The following is a 17762-nucleotide window of genomic DNA, read 5'->3' on the forward strand; positions in this document are numbered from 1 at the left end:
TGAAGCTTTTCTTACTTATTTAAGGGTAGATTGCCTCTAAAAGTGAGTACATGCAATCTAAAAATATTTCCTTATTGATCATTATTACTCAATAAGAAATGTATTTCAATGATATAACATAAAAAACTCTTTTAGGGCGCGTTGAGATATCTGTATAGATCCTTATTTGAGGAAATATACTCAGTGCACATCATGGGCATATTGTTGTGATAAGTTGGTCCTTGATGCGATGAAGGGATTCATTGCGTCCTAATAAAATAAGAATATCCAAAACACCTGGTGATGTTGCACATCCTGTAAGAGCTGCGCGAAGTGGTTGGGCGATAGATCCAAATTTGAGATTCTGTGTTTGGACAAAAGAGCGAAGTGTTTCATCTAGAGTTTTTGTATCCCAAGAGGGGCACGCTTTCAGAGCAAGATAAAGATCGTTTAAAATGGTTCGTCCATTTTTATCTAAGAGCTTTTGAGCTTTTTCATCAAGTTGTAAAGGTCGTTGCGTAAAAATGAAGGAGGCATTGTCAATCAGTTCGCACAGTGTTTTTGAACGTTCTTTCAAATGCGGGATTGCTTTTAAAAATTGAACACGGCGTTTTTCATCAAGTCTTTCAATAATTTGTGCTCCCCTATCGGTTTCTGGTAGAATATTAAGAGCGGCATCAAAAAGTTCTTGATCATTACTCATACGCATATAGTGTCCGTTGATGGAATCGAGCTTTTTGAGATCAAAACGAGCAGCACCTTTGTTAATATCCTCAATATCAAACCAAGAAATCATATCTTTAAGTGACATCAGTTCGTCATCACCATGACTCCAACCTAAACGGACAAGGTAATTGCGCAAAGCAGCAGGAAGATATCCCATTGTTCGGTAGGCATCAACACCGAGCGCACCATGTCGCTTTGATAATTTTGCACCGTTTTCACCATGGATAAGAGGAATATGGGCCATAACAGGAATGTCCCATCCCATTGCTTTAAAGATAATCGTTTGTCGGGCTGCGTTGGTAAGATGATCGTCACCACGTATAATATGTGTGATGCCCATATCATGATCATCAACGACAACAGCATGCATATAGGTAGGCGAACCATCAGAACGCAAAATAATGAAGTCATCGAGATCTTTATTAGGAAAACGGACATCACCTTGAACACGATCATGTACAATCGTTTCTCCATCTTGAGGGGCTTTGATGCGAATAACAGGCTTAACACCTTTAGGAGCTTCAGAACTATCACGGTCACGCCAACGTCCATCATAACGTGGTGGGCGCCCTTCTGAACGGGCTTTTTCACGCATTTCAGCTAACTCCTCAGGTGAAGCATAACAATAATATGCTTTGCCATTCTTGACCAACTGTTCAGCGATTTGGCGGTGACGTTCTGCTCGTTCGAATTGCGAAATAGGGGCGCCATCATAACTAAGACCCATCCAGTGCAAGCCATCTATAATGGCTTTTACAGCTGCTTCGGTTGAACGCTCTCGGTCTGTATCTTCAATTCGTAAAAGCATTTTTCCACCGGTATGTTTTGCATAAAGCCAATTAAAAAGAGCAGTACGAGCACCACCAATGTGAAGGAAGCCAGTGGGTGAAGGGGCAAAACGAGTAATAACAGACACGAATATTTTCCTTTAAACTAAGATATTACTTATGGAATTTTATAGAAAAGTCATGTTAGCATAAGTGATGGGGCGTGCAATAGCCGTATTGCGAGTTAAAGTGGGGGACTGATGTTTTATAAAAGTAAAGAGGGTTTATCCGAAAAATCTGTTACAGAAAGAAAAAAGCCATGTCAGATAGGGCAGAGTGTTTTTTCTAGGTATGATGATGCAAAGAACAGTAGCTATAATCAACAAAAACTTTTTTTATTGACACTCTTAAAAGAAGTAATCATTTTTTTTCGCAAATGGTTAGAAGATTGTATTAATAAAGAAGTTTCTTTTGGTATCCTTTTTTCGCTGATTTTAGTCTTTTTTGCCCTAGGAATCATTTTCTATTTTCATTTAGAGTGGGAACCAAGTTGGGGACAATTGGGGGCGTTGGTCAGTATTTTTCTGGGAATATTCTATGTAGCACGTTTTTATCGAAAAATATCGATTCCCGTGGGGTTTCTGTTTTGTATTATATTGGGTGCTTTAGCGGCAAAAATAGAAACGTGGCGTATTGCAACACCCATGCTAAGCAGTGACATTGTCACTACATTGACGGGAAGAATTGTTTCTATTGAGTCAGGTGCCAAAGGAGGATTTCGTTTAGTTTTGGATATTTTGAATACAGAAAATCCCGTATTACGCCATAGTCTTCATCGTGTTCGTTTATCGGCAAGATATTTGCCATCTGGCTTAGCGATTGGTGATGGATTGCATGGAAAAGTTAAGATTCGTGCATTCTCTGGGCCGGTGCGTCCAGGAGGCTACGATTTTAGTTTTCATAATTATTTTAAAAGAATTGGAGCACAAGGCGTTTATTTAGGAAAACCAAGAAAAATATCCGTTTCGCAGCCTGATGGAATATTCGCTATCATTCTACAGAAAATTGAAAATTTACGCACGAAGATGACACAAAGAATCCGTATAGCCCTTGAAGGAGAAAAGGGGAGTGTTGCAGCTGCCCTCATAACAGGGCAGCGTGCTGGTATTTCAAATGAGACAAATGAAGCATTACGTACAGCTGGATTAGCTCATATTTTATCAATATCAGGTTTACATATGGCGTTGTTAAGCGGCATAGTTCTTTTGAGTATCCGTAGTTTTTTAGCATTTTTTCCAGTTTTTTCTTCCTATTATTCCAGTAAAAAATTTGCTGCTATCGTTGCTTTTATGATAACAGCTTTTTATTTGTTATTGTCGGGCTTAGCAATATCAGCGCAAAGAAGTTTTGTGATGATTGCTGTTATGTTGGTTGCTATATTGTGTAATCGCTCTGCTATAACAATGCGTAATTTTTCCATTGCAGGGTTGATAACTCTGGCGATGACACCCCATGAAATATTAGGTCCTAGCTTTCAAATGTCCTTTTCTGCGACTGCTGCTTTGATCGCTTTTTTTGATTGGTGGAGTGGAAGATCATTTTTTCGTAAAAGAAAAACAACTCCCTCTTATGTTGGAGGGGGAGTGATAAATTTTGTTTTCTTATCGATTCTTTCAACATGTGCTTCTTCCTTTGTTGCAGGGAGTGCAAGTGGAATTTATGCTGCTTATCATTTTTCTAATATGGCATCTTTGAGCATTATCAGTAATGCCTTTGCTTTGCCTGTCATCTCAATTTTTGTCATTCCCTTTGGATTAATCGCAGTTCTTGCAATGTTAGGAGGATTCGAATGGCTTCCTCTTCAAATTATGGGTTTTGGAGTTGATCTTGTAATAAAGATTGCACATGCTATCAAGGCTATTTCTCCTGATTTGAATCCTGGTTTTATGCCGTTATCAGCGTTAGTTTTATTGAGCATAGGCTTGGTTGGACTGACTTTTTGCAAAACACCCATCCGGCTCTTTTTTAGTTTGTTTATTTTGGCAGGTGTTTCTATTTGTGTATTGCATTCACCTGTACAACTGATTATAGCAGATAATATGCGCCTCGTGGGCGTTATTCATGATAAAAAATTATATATTGATCGTTACCATATTTCTAAGTTCACGACATCCATATGGAAAAAGTCATTTCGTGTGAATGAAACGATTAAACCAACAAAATATGGTCCTTCGTTACACGGACAATTTATTTGTGATTATCATGTATGTACATCTTTATTGGATAATGGATTAAAAGTGATCGTTTTACAGAGAGAAACAGATCAATGTGTAGAGGCAGATATTCTCATTCAGACATTTGTGATGCATAATCCAACTTGTTACAAGAAGGCAAAAATAGTATTTATACCTCAACAATTGTTATCACGAGGAAGCGTTATGATGACCAAAGGTGGAGATATTATTTGGTCTTCGCTAGGGTTTCATAGACCATGGAATATGCACAGACAGCATTCATAAAAACATATAATCAGTCATATTTTGCTTCACATTTGGATAATGACAAAACAAAAAATAACAGAAGACTTTTCTCATAATATTTTACGGTATTTAAATTCGTAAGTTTATCAACGTCATTGAAACGAGATAATAATCTACAGTTTTCTAGAAATAGATGATTTTTTATATCTGATCATTTTAATTTTTTCAAAAAAATTGATATGTGCATCTTTGTGCATCCTATTGATAGCACAAAATAAATCAAAAATTCTTATTGAATGAGAAAAATGCTAACAAATATTCTCAAAGAAATAAAAAAGATAATTGTTGATTATTCTATTTTATTCTTATCATATATTTCTATAACGAGTAACATCTCTTCAAGCAAGAGATGATGGTCAATTTAAATAGATTGCGTCAAGAGGTTATCTTTTATTATCATTATTATCTGTGGTAATAGGGGTGATAAATGCTGCTTATACGGATAGAAGGCAAAGTCATTCATGAATGTTCAGCAGTTAAAAAAAATGGCAGCTATTAAAGCGCTTGAGTTTGTTGAAGATGGTATGCGGCTTGGTATCGGATCTGGTTCGACAGTCAATGAATTTATTCATCTTCTAGGTGAGCGTGTTGCGGATGGTTTGCGGGTGACTGGTGTTGCTACTTCAAAATATTCTGAACAACTCTGTCATAAGTTTGGAGTGCCTGTTAGCACTTTAGAACAAATACCTGAGCTGGATCTTGATATTGACGGAGCAGATGAAATTGGTCCTGAGATGATGCTCATTAAAGGGGGAGGGGGAGCATTGTTGTATGAAAAAATTGTAGCGTCGGCATCTCGTGCAATGCTTGTCATTGCGGATGAAACAAAGGTGGTAAAAAGACTTGGTGCTTTTGCACTACCAATTGAAGTTAATCCATTTGGTATCCACACAACATGCAGAGCCATTGAAAAAGTCGCTGATGATTTAGGGCTTTCTGGAAAAATTGCATTGCGAATGAATGGAAAAAATCCTTTTGAAACAGATGGTGGCCATTTTATTCTTGATGCATTTTGGGGCTGCATTTTGCAACCAAAACCATTATCAGATGCACTTCTTGCTATTCCTGGTGTTGTTGAGCATGGCCTTTTTTTGGGGTTGGCTTCACGTGCAATTGTCGCTATGGCTGATGGTCAAATAAAAGTTTTAGAACCGTTTGATTTTTAGAAAAGGCATTTACATGATGATATGTTAGCACAGTAAAAAAGGGTCTTAAAGATTTTAGGTAGAATAACGAATTAAAATTATAATTAGCGATCGGGGTAATCATTAAATGAAAATAATATTTTCTTTTCAGCGTTTTGTCGTATATTTTAGTGCAATTGCTATTTTTGTTGTGAATGTTGGCATGGCTTATGCACAAGGTGTGAGTGATCAACATTTAGATTCAGCGCGAAAGGCAATCAGAGCTATTCATGCAACGGATCAATTTGATAGCTTTTTACCAAATGCGGTCCATGATTTCAAAAATGAACTGATTAGCGATGATCCGAATTTGGCAACAGCTATTTCTGATATTGTTGATAAGCAGGCGCTTGCTTTAATTAAAAGGCGCTCTGATCTAGAAAAAGAGATTGCTCATGTATATGCAAAATATTTTACTCAAAAAGAGCTTGATGCGATAACAACATTTTATAATTCTGATACCGGTAAAAAGTTTTTGACAGAAGTCCCCAATATTGCACGTGATTCTTATTCAGCATTTGATATATGGCGTACTGCTCTTATGCGGGATCTTGTAGAAAATGTGAAAAAAGAGATGTCTGAAACACTTAATTTGAATAATTCTACTATGCCTACAAATATGCCTATAAAATCAGAATCTTCAGAAAATAAAAAATAGCTTGATCGATATCATGACAACAATGGGCAATTTCTGATTTTTTTAATAGCGGCGGTTTTCCCGCCGTTTTAAATATTTTAATGAGAATAAGTCTTTTTAGAATACTGCTTTATAAAAAAGGCTTCTTCAAAAGAAAAAAAGACTTTCATTTGATAATAAAAGATCTTAGCCTACTCTTGCAGATGTATAAGAAGGAATAATTCGTGGGCTCTTTTGACTTTGATTTATTTGTTATTGGAAGTGGTTCTGGTGGAGTGCGTGCAGCACGGCTTGCTGGAGGTCTTGGCAAGCGGGTCGCTATAGCAGAGGAATATCGTATAGGGGGCACTTGTGTTATTCGTGGTTGCGTTCCCAAAAAACTTTATGTTTATGCATCACAATATGTAAAAGAATTTAAGAAAAGTGTTGGTTTTGGGTGGGAATATGCGGATCCAATTTTTAGCTGGGAAAAGTTGGTTGCAGCTAAAAATAAAGAAATATCAAGGTTAGAAGGGTTGTATCGTAAGGGATTAGAAAATAACAATGTGCATATTTATGAAAGTCGTGCTACTTTTATAGATGATCACACATTAGAGCTTTCTGCCACGGGTGAGCGGGTAAGTGCAGAAAAAATTTTGATTGCAACAGGGGCAAAATTTGCACCAAATACGTCCATAGAAGGCGGTGAATTTTGCCTTACTTCTAATGAGATTTTTGACCTTAATCAACTCCCAAAATCAATAGTGATTGTTGGTGGAGGGTATATTGGTGTTGAATTTGCTAATATTTTTCATGAATTAGGTGTAAAAACAACACTCCTTCATCGTGGTGATTTAATCCTTCGTAATTTTGATCATGATTTGCGGCAATTGCTCAGCGATGCAATGATTGAAAAAGGGATTTCTATTCTCTATGGCATAACAATTTCTAAAGTGCAGGCTGCAGAAAATTGTTATGAAGTTGTTTTATCAAATGGGAAAATAATCAGAGCCGATCAGATTATGTTGGCTACGGGGCGTGTACCAAATACAACGGGTTTAAGACTTGAGCGGGCAGGTGTTAAGGTGAATGAATTTGGTGCAGTTGTTGTTGATGAGAAAATGACAACAAATATCCCCCATATTTGGGCTGTTGGTGATGTAACAGGTCATATTCAATTAACACCCGTTGCGATTCATGATGCAATGTGTTTTGTTAAGACAGCATTTGAAAATATTCCAACAACACCTGATTATGATTTAATTACAACAGCAGTTTTTTCACAGCCAGAGATTGGAACGGTTGGTCTTTCAGAAGAGGAGGCGGTAAAGCGTTATAAGCGTCTTGAAATTTATCGTACAGTTTTTCGTCCTATGCGTAATATTCTTTCTGGTAGTTCAGAGAAAATGCTTATGAAACTCATTGTTGATGGTGAAAGCCGTATTGTTGTGGGCGCTCATATTTTAGGGGAAAATGCTGGTGAGATGGCTCAGCTTATAGGGATATCTCTCAAGGGTAAGCTGACGAAGGATATCTTTGATGAGACGATGGCAGTGCATCCAACGATGGCAGAAGAATTAGTAACGATGTATAAACCAAGTTATATATATGAAAATGGGAAGAAAATAGAAAGTTAAACAGCATATATTGCGGTAAAAAGCTTTTGATATGCTAATCTGTAAGATTAATCTTTAGAGAGAGTGTAATGATAAAAGAATGGGCGCCTGACACTTGGAGAACAAGGCCAATTAAACAAGTTCCGACTTATCCGGATAAGTCTATGTTAGAAGATGTTGAGCGAAAACTGAGAAGGTATCCTCCTTTAGTTTTTGCCGGTGAAGCACGTGATTTAAAAAATGAATTAGCAGCCGTTGCGAAAGGCCAAGCTTTTTTATTGCAAGGTGGTGATTGTGCCGAAAGCTTTGCAGAACATGAAGCTGATAATATTCGTGATTTTTTTCGTGTATTTTTGCAAATGGCGATTGTTTTGACCTTTGGTAGTTCTAAACCGGTTGTTAAAATTGGTCGTATTGCTGGTCAATTTGCAAAGCCTCGCTCTTCTGATATTGAAAGAAAAGAGGGAGTTGAATTTCCTGCTTATCGTGGGGATATTATTAATGGCATTGAATTTGAAGCCGGTTCTCGTATTCCAGATCCGCAACGGATGTCTATGGCTTATCGCCAATCTGCGGCAACACTTAATCTATTGCGTGCTTTTTCACAAGGTGGCTATGCTAATTTAGAAAATGTTCACACATGGATGTTGAGTTTTGTTTCTAACAGTCCGCAGGGAGAACGTTATGAATTATTGGCAGAGCGTATTTCTGAAGCAATTGATTTTATGCGTTCTATAGGGATTACATCCAAAACACATTCTTCATTGCGTGAAACATCTTTTTATACCAGTCATGAAGCACTGTTGCTTGGTTATGAAGAGGCTTTGACTCGGATTGATTCAACTTCAGGAAATTGGTATGCAACATCTGGTCATATGTTATGGATTGGTGACCGTACGCGTCAGATTGACCATGCTCACGTTGAATATTGTCGCGGCATTAAGAATCCTATAGGATTAAAATGTGGTCCTTCCATTGAACCTGATGAGCTTTTAAAATTAATTGATATTTTAAATCCTGAAAACGAGTTGGGGCGGCTTACTCTCATTACGCGCTTTGGTTATGATAAAGTTGAAAGTTATCTGCCTAAACTCATCCGTGCTGTTGAACGCGAGAAGCGTGCGGTTATATGGTCATGTGATCCAATGCATGGCAATACAATTACTGCCAATGGTTATAAGACGCGTCCTTTTGATTATGTTTTAAAAGAAGTAGAGAATTTTTTTGCAGTGCATCGTGGAGAAGGAACTTATCCAGGAGGCATTCATATTGAGATGACAGGTCGTGATGTTACTGAATGTACAGGAGGGGCGCACGCCATTTCTGTGGACGATTTATCTGATCGTTATCATACGCAATGTGATCCACGGTTAAATGCAGATCAAGCGTTAGAATTGGCTTTTCTTGTTGCTGAACTCCTTAAAAAAAATCGCGTGACTGAATCGTTAGCAATTGCTGCTGGGGGGTAGGCAAAAATTTGCCTAATATTTTTAGGTCATTATGGCAGAAAAGAATTTTAAAAAATGATGTTTCCGATGATGAAGAATAAAGTTGTGGTTGCTAAACTGATGAAATGATACAAAGGCTTATGAAAAATGATTTTCGGGTATCAATTGCCCAATTAAATCCTATTGTCGGTGATATTGAGGGGAATTTTTCTTTAGCTGTCATGGCGCATCAAAAGGCCAAAGAAGAGGGGGCTGATCTTGTTTTATTCACGGAACTTTTTATAAGTGCTTATCCGCCGGAAGATCTTGTTCTAAAACCTGCTTTTACAAAAACATGTGAAGAGACTGTTGAGAAATTAGCAAAGATAACCGTAGGCGGACCAGGAATTGTCATTGGTCTTCCATTAAGGCGCAATGGTAATATTTACAACGCTGTCATGGTTCTTGATGAAGGGAGAGTCATTGCCGAATGTTTGAAGTTTGATTTACCTAATTATGCTGAATTTGATGAAAAGCGTTTATTTTCTTCAGGTCCACGTCCTCAGCCTATTGTCTATCATGGAATTAAATTAGGAATAGTCATTTGTGAGGATCTTTGGAATGATTCCTCTCTTAGTACAGAGCTTAAAGATAAAGGAGCGGAAATTATTCTTGTCCTTAACGGATCTCCTTATTATCGTAATAAAACATTAAAACGTATAGACGTTGTTCATACACAGGCTCTACAATCTGGAGTGCCAATTATCTACGCTAATCAAGTAGGTGGTCAAGATGAGCTCGTTTTTGATGGTGGGTCTTTTGCCTTGAATGGACAAGGCAAAAAGATATTTCAAATGAAACACTTTGATAGCCATATTGCTTTAAGCCATTGGCAAAAAACAACGACGGGATGGCACTGTATTTCAGGTCCTAATGAAAGTCTTCTCAATGGATTAGCGGCTGATTATCAAGCTTGTGTTTTGGGGTTGAAAGATTACGTTAATAAAAACGGCTTTAAGGATGTTATTCTTGGTCTTTCAGGAGGAATTGATTCAGCCCTGTGTACGGCAATGGCGGTGGATGCTCTTGGTGCTGAGAGGGTTCGCACCATTATGATGCCCTATCATTATACTTCGCAAGAATCATTAAAAGATGCCAAAGAATGTGCTGATCTTTTGGGATGTCGTTATGAAATCATACCGATTGCACAACCTGTTGAGGCTTTTTTAAAGACAATGGCATCTGTTTTTTCAGGGTTACCCTCTGACGTCACAGAGGAAAATCTTCAAAGTCGTATACGCGGTACACTTTTAATGGCGCTTTCAAATAAATTCGGCTCAATGGTGGTAACGACAGGCAATAAGTCAGAAATGGCTGTGGGATATGCAACACTGTATGGGGATATGAATGGCGGGTTTAATCCTCTTAAAGATATTTATAAAATGCAGGTTTATGCATTAGCGGAGTGGCGCAATAAAAATCACTTGCACAATTTGAGAGGACCAGAAGGAATGATCATTCCATCCAATATTATAGAAAAAGCACCCTCTGCAGAGCTGCGGGAAAATCAAAAAGATGAAGATTCTCTTCCGCCTTATCCTATTTTAGATGATATATTACAATATCTTGTAGAAAATGACATGAGTATTTGTGATATTGTTAAACGTGGACATTCACGAGAAACTGTTGCGAAAGTTGAACAGCTTCTTTATGGTGCCGAATATAAAAGGCGTCAATCTGCGCTTGGTGTAAAAATCAGTTACAAAAATTTCGGACGCGATCGTCGCTATCCTATAGTCAATCATTTTCGCGATAAAAATTGAGTATTATTTTATGGTTAAAGTTCGTTTTGCTCCCTCTCCAACAGGTTATATTCATATTGGCAATATCCGTATTGCGCTTTTCAACTGGCTTTATGCGCAAGCGTATAAGGGAGAATTTATTTTACGCTATGATGATACAGATATTGAACGTTCTAAACAAGAATATATCGATGCTATTGCTGTTGACCTTGAATGGCTTGGTATTCAACCAGATGCAATTTATTACCAATCCAAGCGATTTAATCGATATGATGAAGTGGCAGAAATTCTCAAACAACGTGGCCTTCTTTATCCTTGTTATGAGACAACAGAGGAATTAGAGCGGCATCGTAAAATCCAGCTTTCACGCAAATTGCCTCCTGTTTATGACCGTGCAGCATTGAAGTTGACAACAGAAGAGAGAAAAAACTTTGAATCACAAGGTCGTAAACCCCATTGGCGTTTTCTTCTTCCTAATTTTGAAAGTGATCCTTTACACACAAAGCGAACAGAAGTTTGCTGGAATGATGCAATAAAGGGAAAGCAGACGATTGATTTAGCTTCTCTTTCAGATCCTGTTCTTATTCGTGAAGATGGAACCTATCTTTATACATTGCCGTCTATTGTTGATGATGTAGATATGGCTATTACGCATATTATTCGTGGGGATGATCATATTACAAATACAGGCGCTCAAATTGCTCTTTTTAAAGCTCTTAATGCAGAATTACCGGTTTTTGCTCATACCAATTTATTGGCGACAGTTTTAGGAAAAGGATTTTCAAAACGTAATAATGATCTTTCTATTCGTTCTCTACGGGAAGAAGGATTTGAATCTATAGCTGTTCAATGCCTTGCCGTTTTGATTGGGACATCGCAAAATGTGCATCCCTATCCCAATCAAGCTGCGCTTTTAGAGCATTTTAATCTCCAAGATACGTCAAGATCCGTTGCAAAATTTGATATTGCTGATCTTCTTGCTTTGAATAGTCATCTTGTCCATGAGTTAACCTATGAGGAAGTAAAAATGCGCCTTAAAAAACTTTCTATTGAGGGAGATAAGGCGGAATATTTCTGGAACGCGATAAGAAGCAATATTAATAAAGTCAATGATGCTGTTTTTTGGTGGAAAATCATTCATGATGAACAGAATTTTGATACAGTAGCACTAGAGGATCGTGCTTTTGTGCACCAATCACTCGATTTCTTACCTGAAGGTGCTTTGAATGAGGAAAGTTGGAAAATTTGGACAACAGCATTAAAAGAAAAAACAGGTCGAAAAGGAAAAGCTTTATTTATGCCATTACGTCAGGCACTTACGGGCATGGATCATGGACCTGAAATGGGAAAAATTTTGCAGCTTTTAGGGCGTGAAAAGGTAACGGAAAGGCTCTCTAGGAAATAAGAGCGGATTTTTTAAAAGTATTTCGTTCATTTCACTCTAAAAGAGAGTAGAGAACGGGTTTATTTACACGTTTTTATAAGCATGAAAGCAGGAATATCATCACCAAATCCAATAGGTGTGTAATTCTTATTTTTTCGTGAGCGTTGTTGCTCAGATGGCTTCTCCTTATTATTTGCATTTTTGATATATTCTGTTTTATTCTCTTCTACAGATTTTTTAGTGTGAGCAACAGTCTCTTTTGGAGTAGTTTTCTTTGATGGTTTTGAAGATTTTTTCTTTACAACAATATCTTCTGTTTGATCATCGGCTATTAAAGTTGAGAGATCTCCATTGAGCCATTCAATTTTTTCATTACTCATTTCCTCGATGGCATTGATATATTTTTGATCAGCTTTTGTAACGATTGTAAAGGCTTTTCCGCTACGATTTGCACGCCCTGTACGACCAATTCGATGGATATAGTCTTCAGCATGTGTAGGAACATCATAGTTAAATACATGACTTACAGCTGGAATATCGAGTCCACGGGCAGCAACATCAGAAGCAACAAGAAGTGTAAGTTTATTATTTTTAAAATCAGCTAGGGTGTTCATGCGCGAATATTGGTCCATATCTCCATGAAGTGCCCCTACATTAAAGTTATGTTTGATGAGCGATCTAAAAAGTTCAGAAATATCTCTCTTTCGATTACAGAAAATGATTGCATTTTGAAGCTCTGCACCTTCATTTTGGATAAGCTCTCGTAAAACCGCTCTTTTATCCCATGATTTATTTCCAGATTTGACAAGCCGTTGTGTAATTGTGGTAGCTGTTGAGGAAGCTTTTGTAACTTCAACAGATACGGGAGAATGTAAAAATTGTTTCGTTAGTTTTGTAATTTCTGGCGCCATTGTTGCAGAAAAGAACAAAGTTTGACGCGTAAAAGGGGTTAGCTTACAGATACGTTCAATATCAGGAATAAAGCCCATATCCAACATGCGATCAGCTTCATCAATCACAAGGATTTCAACGCCCATCAGGAGCAGTTTACCGCGCTCGCAATGATCAAGAAGGCGCCCTGGTGTTGCTATAAGAACATCAGCTCCCCGTTCAAGTTTGCGATCTTGGAGTTCAAAAGAAACTCCACCAATCAAAAGAGCAACATTTAAACGATGATTTATTCCGTATTTATCAAAATTTTCTTCAACTTGAGCTGCAATTTCTCTTGTTGGTTCTAAGATGAGTGTACGGGGCATTCGTGCTCTTGCACGACCTTTTTCAAGGAGAGTGAGCATAGGCAATACGAAAGAGGCGGTTTTACCTGTTCCCGTTTGGGCGATTCCTAAAACGTCTTTTCTTTGAAGGACATGCGGAATTGTTTCACTTTGAATAGGTGTCGGAGCTGTATACCCCGCTGATTTCACCGCATTAATAACCTTTGCGGAAAGACCTAAATCATCAAAACTGTTTAAAGATGGTATCATTTTTTTATCAACTGCTCTGTGATTTTAACTGCGCTATCTAATGATGATTATAACCAATATTCTACACTCTTTAAAAGTGTTAAGATGTTTTCACAAAAAAAACTAACTATAACAATCATATACATATAAAACGCATAATACAATCATTAATAGCGAAATTGTTCTGATAAAATGCGCTCATCCCATGAATGATTTGAGTCAAAAAGGATTGAAGCTGTTACTTCTGTTGCCATTGAAATAGTAACTGAATGGACAGATTTAACTTCAATATTATCTGCAGCAGCGTTTACAGGGCGTTTGTTAGGTTCAAGCATATCAAAGCGCACTGTTACTGTATCGGGAAGCAAAGCTCCATGCCAACGCCGAGGGCGAAAAGGGCTAACGGGAGTGAGGGCCATAAGGGGAGCCATAAGAGGTAAGATAGGTCCTTGTGCTGATAAATTATAGGCGGTTGATCCAGCTGGTGTAGCAACGAGGACACCATCACAACTTAATTGTTCCATGCGTACGTTGTTATCAATGGTGATGCGAATTTTTGCCGCTTGATAAGATTGCCGAAAAAGGGATACTTCATTAATTGCAAGCGCCTCGATAGAATCTTGACATTCAGATTTTGCAATCATGCGCAGGGGATGGATTTCTTTTTTATGTGCGGCAGCAATACGATTGGGCAATTTTTTTTCATGAAATTCATTCATAAGAAATCCTACAGAACCTTGATTCATACCATAAATAGGTTTGCCTGTGTTCATGATATCTCGTACGGTTTGTAACATTGTCCCATCACCACCGATTGCAACAACAATATCAGTTTCTTCCAGAGAAGAATGACCATAAACGGAAATTAATTTATGGGTAGCTTTGATAGCCTCCTCAGTTTCTGCGGAAATAAAATGAAAGCGACTTGGTAATGTAGCCATTTAAAAATTATCCTGATACTTATAATTTATGTTGTAACTTATTTTTGAGAGTTTTGAAGTTGTAATAAATGCTCTTTTTATAATAAAAAGAGCATTGAATAAAGAGAAGTTATTTCAAGGTAAAGTATCATTAAAAAGTAAAAGGAATGCGTCGTTAGATAAATTACAAACGAGTAATTTTTTTTATTAGAATGATAATTTAGCATTGAAGCTAAGGGTATGATTAGTTAAAAGACCATAACTGATTTTAATAATCAGTGTGAAGCACCCGTAGCTCAGCTGGATAGAGCGCTGCCCTCCGAAGGCAGAGGTCACAGATTCGAATTCTGTCGGGTGCACCAAATTTTTCAACTTTATATCATATTAAATAACAATATTATCTAAAAAGAAGCCAATTTCCTCTTTTATGAAAATGGTTATTTGAGTTGTTTATTAAGTTTTGCAGCGAATAAGCAAATGATTTTAAGAGAAGTAAAATTTACGGCTGCGTATATAATTTTTCGGTTAGTCATTTTGAATATCGAGATAAAAAAGCAAGGTTATCTAAATATGCTTTCAATTTAACTATAAACATTTATAACATAAAAATACATATTAATTCAATATGTTATTGTAAAACTGATCTGGCGATGTTGATAGTAGATCGCTAAATATATTGTTTTGAGCATTAAAATAGATAGCTAAATTTGCTTTTATTCTATTTTTGGAGTTAAAGGCTGTTATGGTGATATGGAACGCGGATGAGGAATATCACCAGTTAAAGGAATAATAAGGGGGAAAAAACAACCGTTAAGATTTGAATTGTTTCAAAATGCTGTATTCGATATGGTTTTGATATGGGTATCTGGTGATTTCTCTATACACCAATATTGCCAGTTATGTTGGATGAGGGATTGTTTACTTTTAATCAACTTTCTTATATACTGAACGCTAATTATGGTGGTTATTTAGTTGGGAGTATGTTCTTTACGTTTGGCAGAATTGGGATTATATTTCTTGCTCCTAGCATACTATCTTGTGCAGCTATAGTGATGAGTGCACTTAATTATTTTCATGGCGTTAACACTTAGTCCTTTTGATCCGTTTTGCTGCTGGTGTTGCGAGTGTAGCAATGATGGTTTTGGGTTCTATTATAGTCATACAGCATAGCCATATGGGCGGGTTATTGCTTCGCTTTATGCAGGTGTAGGAGTTAGTATTCTACTACTAGGTAATGAATATGTTATTATTAGTTTGAATATGACAACTATATCAAAAACATCTCCGTTATTTCTTCCATTGCAAATAAAACCGCTCCTGTTAATAAGAAAAAACCATCCCAAAAATATGAATTGACCAATCAAATAGATTTCGTGACTGGTCATATATCTTATATCGCATTCGTGCTTTAAACGATTCTGGTGATGTAAAAAAAGGCGATCTGGATGCTTTTATTGAAAGTGAAAGCAATCTCTCTCATGATGGTAATTGCTGGGTTGCTGATAATGTCTGTGTTGTAAAATCTGGTTGTGTTTATGAAAATATAAGGGGCTATGGCAATGCTGCCATTGGTGGCTATGTGTATGGCAATACCCTTATATGTGATAAAACCCATGTGTATTTTGGTGTTCATGTTTATGACAATGCTCATCTTTCTTATAACGTTTGAGTTTATCATTAAGCGCGGGTTTATGGGAATGCAAAATTATCCGGTAGTGCACGTATTCATAGCAATGCCGCGGTTTATGATCATGCGGTTGTTAGGCAAGGTTTACGGCAATGCTAGCGTGGGGTGTCATACTAAGGTCTACGGCTCTGTTTATGGCAATGCCAAGATCTCCTGATTATATCGTGATTAGAAGTAATGTATATGGCAATGCAAGAATAAAAAGACATAGCGATTTATATTCGGTTCCCATAAATTGAGAGGTTTATGAAAGTGATGATGTTATCAAGATTGATAAACAGAATAAATGACAGACGTGGAGGGTGCTTCTTTGATGGTTATAAACGCATCATAAAAGAAAGCTGTGCCAATTGATATGACGCTGCTTTTAAATAGAGGTACTACAGATCATACAAAAGAAGTCAATAATGAATGTATGTATACAAAACGTATCATATTGCAAACGCTCTATTCTATTGATTAAAACTGATCAAAAGGAACGTAAATGACAGATATGATCTTTAATCACTCATTTGAATTACAGAACCTATAAACACTTTATGTATGGCTATAAAGCGTATTAAGAATAACGCTCGCATTTTTGAAGTGGTCATTTGACACAAAGTACATTATCAAAATGTCTCAATGCTTGGTAGGTTCATATCAAGACTCTCAAGAGAAAATGCGTATTAAGTGAATATTTGTAACAAAACCCGTTGTTTACATTTACGAACATTGGTTTTTAAAAGTAGCTTTTCATAAGATAATAAACAACCGCTTTTTATAAAATCTAAGGCTTTTAAACTGTTATAAATCTAGGTTTCAAACGTATTTATAGAGATATCATTTTATGTCTCTAAACGTTTAAACGTTCATTTAGTGAGGTTCTCATAAGCGTATTTTCACTTTGCATTTAAACTTAATTTCTCTGCAAATAAGCCGGTCCATATTTGGGCTGGCAAAATTAATCAGCCCAAATTTGAGCTCGTTAACTTTAGAGTAGAGCAGTCTTTAATATTGTCGCTTTTGACTCAAAATTGAGTAAAACACCATGCCTTTGTAATATGATTGCAATCCTTTTGAAATTTATCTACTTATCTTTATTTTAATAAGTATACTCAAATTTGAGGGGACTTCATTTGGTTTCGTATTTTTAAACTGTAACTTTTAAAACGTTTTTTGCTTGTTTGCCTGCGTTATATTATTAAAAATCTTTTGATTTCTACGACATAACATTATCAATTTCATTACCTGTTGTGATGATAATATCTATATAATGTCTGCTTATTATTGACTAACTTTTTAGTAAGCGGCGCTTTAAAATCGACTTGTCTTTAAATCCTTTTATGTGCCCTTAATGAATTAAAACCTATTTTATGATAGTTTCAAATGATTATTTCTTTTAAGGTTTAGCTCAAAAAAAGAGTAAACCCCATACCATTTTTTAAACGCATGCAATTTATGTTATCGATAATTTCAAACGATTACGTTTTTAATAATGCGATTTGTGTGTGATAAAAACGTATCATAAAATTTATGAACTGTTATGAATGATAGCTGCGTTCACTTCATTTGAATGTTTACATGCGTTTTATGGTCTATCCATACATGGTAATTGTTTATGAAAAATGGTTAATTAAATCACGTATAAAAGTGTAGATTTTAAATGGGA

12 protein-coding genes and 1 tRNA gene are annotated in these 17762 nt (G+C 36.6%); 10 read left to right on the top strand and 3 right to left on the bottom strand.

The annotated features are described in order from the left end of the window. Positions 1 to 190: 190 nt before the first annotated feature. Positions 191 to 1621 (bottom strand): glutamate--tRNA ligase, encoded by a 1431-nt coding sequence (gene gltX, locus ACFINY_RS06655; protein WP_375651193.1) that lies wholly within the window; start codon positions 1619 to 1621, stop codon positions 191 to 193. Between the two features lie 111 nt (positions 1622 to 1732). On the opposite strand from gltX (ACFINY_RS06655), the gene ACFINY_RS06660 reads away from it, so the two are divergent. From ACFINY_RS06660 to gltX (ACFINY_RS06690), 7 genes are all read left to right on the top strand, one after another. Then, positions 1733 to 3991 carry a ComEC/Rec2 family competence protein gene (locus ACFINY_RS06660; protein WP_375613477.1) on the top strand — a complete coding sequence of 753 codons (2259 nt, stop codon included), beginning with the start codon at positions 1733 to 1735 and terminating at the stop codon, positions 3989 to 3991. Between the two features lie 482 nt (positions 3992 to 4473). Further along, positions 4474 to 5178: a ribose-5-phosphate isomerase RpiA gene (gene rpiA, locus ACFINY_RS06665; RefSeq protein ID WP_375613478.1), complete on the top strand. Its 705-nt coding sequence runs from the start codon at positions 4474 to 4476 to the stop codon at positions 5176 to 5178. A gap of 106 nt (positions 5179 to 5284) precedes the next feature. Then, entirely contained in the window at positions 5285 to 5854 is a 570-nt protein-coding gene (locus tag ACFINY_RS06670; RefSeq protein WP_375612140.1) for a DUF2059 domain-containing protein, read from the top strand. Between the two features lie 203 nt (positions 5855 to 6057). Continuing rightward, a complete protein-coding gene (gene gor / locus ACFINY_RS06675; RefSeq protein WP_375700937.1) occupies positions 6058 to 7449 on the top strand; it encodes a glutathione-disulfide reductase in 1392 nt (463 codons plus the stop codon). A 68-nt stretch (positions 7450 to 7517) separates the two neighbouring features. Further along, complete coding sequence (locus tag ACFINY_RS06680) at positions 7518 to 8897, top strand: class II 3-deoxy-7-phosphoheptulonate synthase (RefSeq protein WP_375612142.1); 1380 nt, start codon at positions 7518 to 7520, stop codon at positions 8895 to 8897. A gap of 119 nt (positions 8898 to 9016) precedes the next feature. Continuing rightward, positions 9017 to 10678 (top strand): NAD+ synthase, encoded by a 1662-nt coding sequence (locus tag ACFINY_RS06685; protein WP_375651191.1) that lies wholly within the window; start codon positions 9017 to 9019, stop codon positions 10676 to 10678. Positions 10679 to 10688: 10 nt separating this feature from the next. Continuing rightward, on the top strand, positions 10689 to 12062 hold the full coding sequence (gltX, locus tag ACFINY_RS06690) for a glutamate--tRNA ligase (RefSeq protein WP_375700938.1): 1374 nt from the start codon (positions 10689 to 10691) through the stop codon (positions 12060 to 12062). A gap of 59 nt (positions 12063 to 12121) precedes the next feature. Here the strand turns inward: gltX (ACFINY_RS06690) and ACFINY_RS06695 are convergent, their stop codons facing one another. Further along, positions 12122 to 13525: a DEAD/DEAH box helicase gene (locus ACFINY_RS06695; protein WP_375612144.1), complete on the bottom strand. Its 1404-nt coding sequence runs from the start codon at positions 13523 to 13525 to the stop codon at positions 12122 to 12124. Positions 13526 to 13671: 146 nt separating this feature from the next. Further along, on the bottom strand, positions 13672 to 14445 hold the full coding sequence (locus ACFINY_RS06700) for an NAD kinase (protein ID WP_375651187.1): 774 nt from the start codon (positions 14443 to 14445) through the stop codon (positions 13672 to 13674). A gap of 264 nt (positions 14446 to 14709) precedes the next feature. Between ACFINY_RS06700 and ACFINY_RS06705 the strand changes: the two genes are divergently transcribed. The 3 genes from ACFINY_RS06705 (at position 14710) to ACFINY_RS06715 (ending at position 16268) form a co-directional block, all read left to right on the top strand. Then, positions 14710 to 14786, top strand: a tRNA-Arg gene (locus tag ACFINY_RS06705). 537 nt (positions 14787 to 15323) lie between these two features. Then, complete coding sequence (locus ACFINY_RS06710) at positions 15324 to 15515, top strand: hypothetical protein (RefSeq protein ID WP_375651185.1); 192 nt, start codon at positions 15324 to 15326, stop codon at positions 15513 to 15515. Positions 15516 to 16061: 546 nt separating this feature from the next. Continuing rightward, entirely contained in the window at positions 16062 to 16268 is a 207-nt protein-coding gene (locus ACFINY_RS06715) for a hypothetical protein (RefSeq protein ID WP_375620801.1), read from the top strand. Positions 16269 to 17762: the final 1494 nt, after the last annotated feature.

The sequence above is a fragment of the Bartonella sp. AA23NXGY genome (assembly GCF_042197165.1).
Lineage (GTDB): Bacteria > Pseudomonadota > Alphaproteobacteria > Rhizobiales > Rhizobiaceae > Bartonella.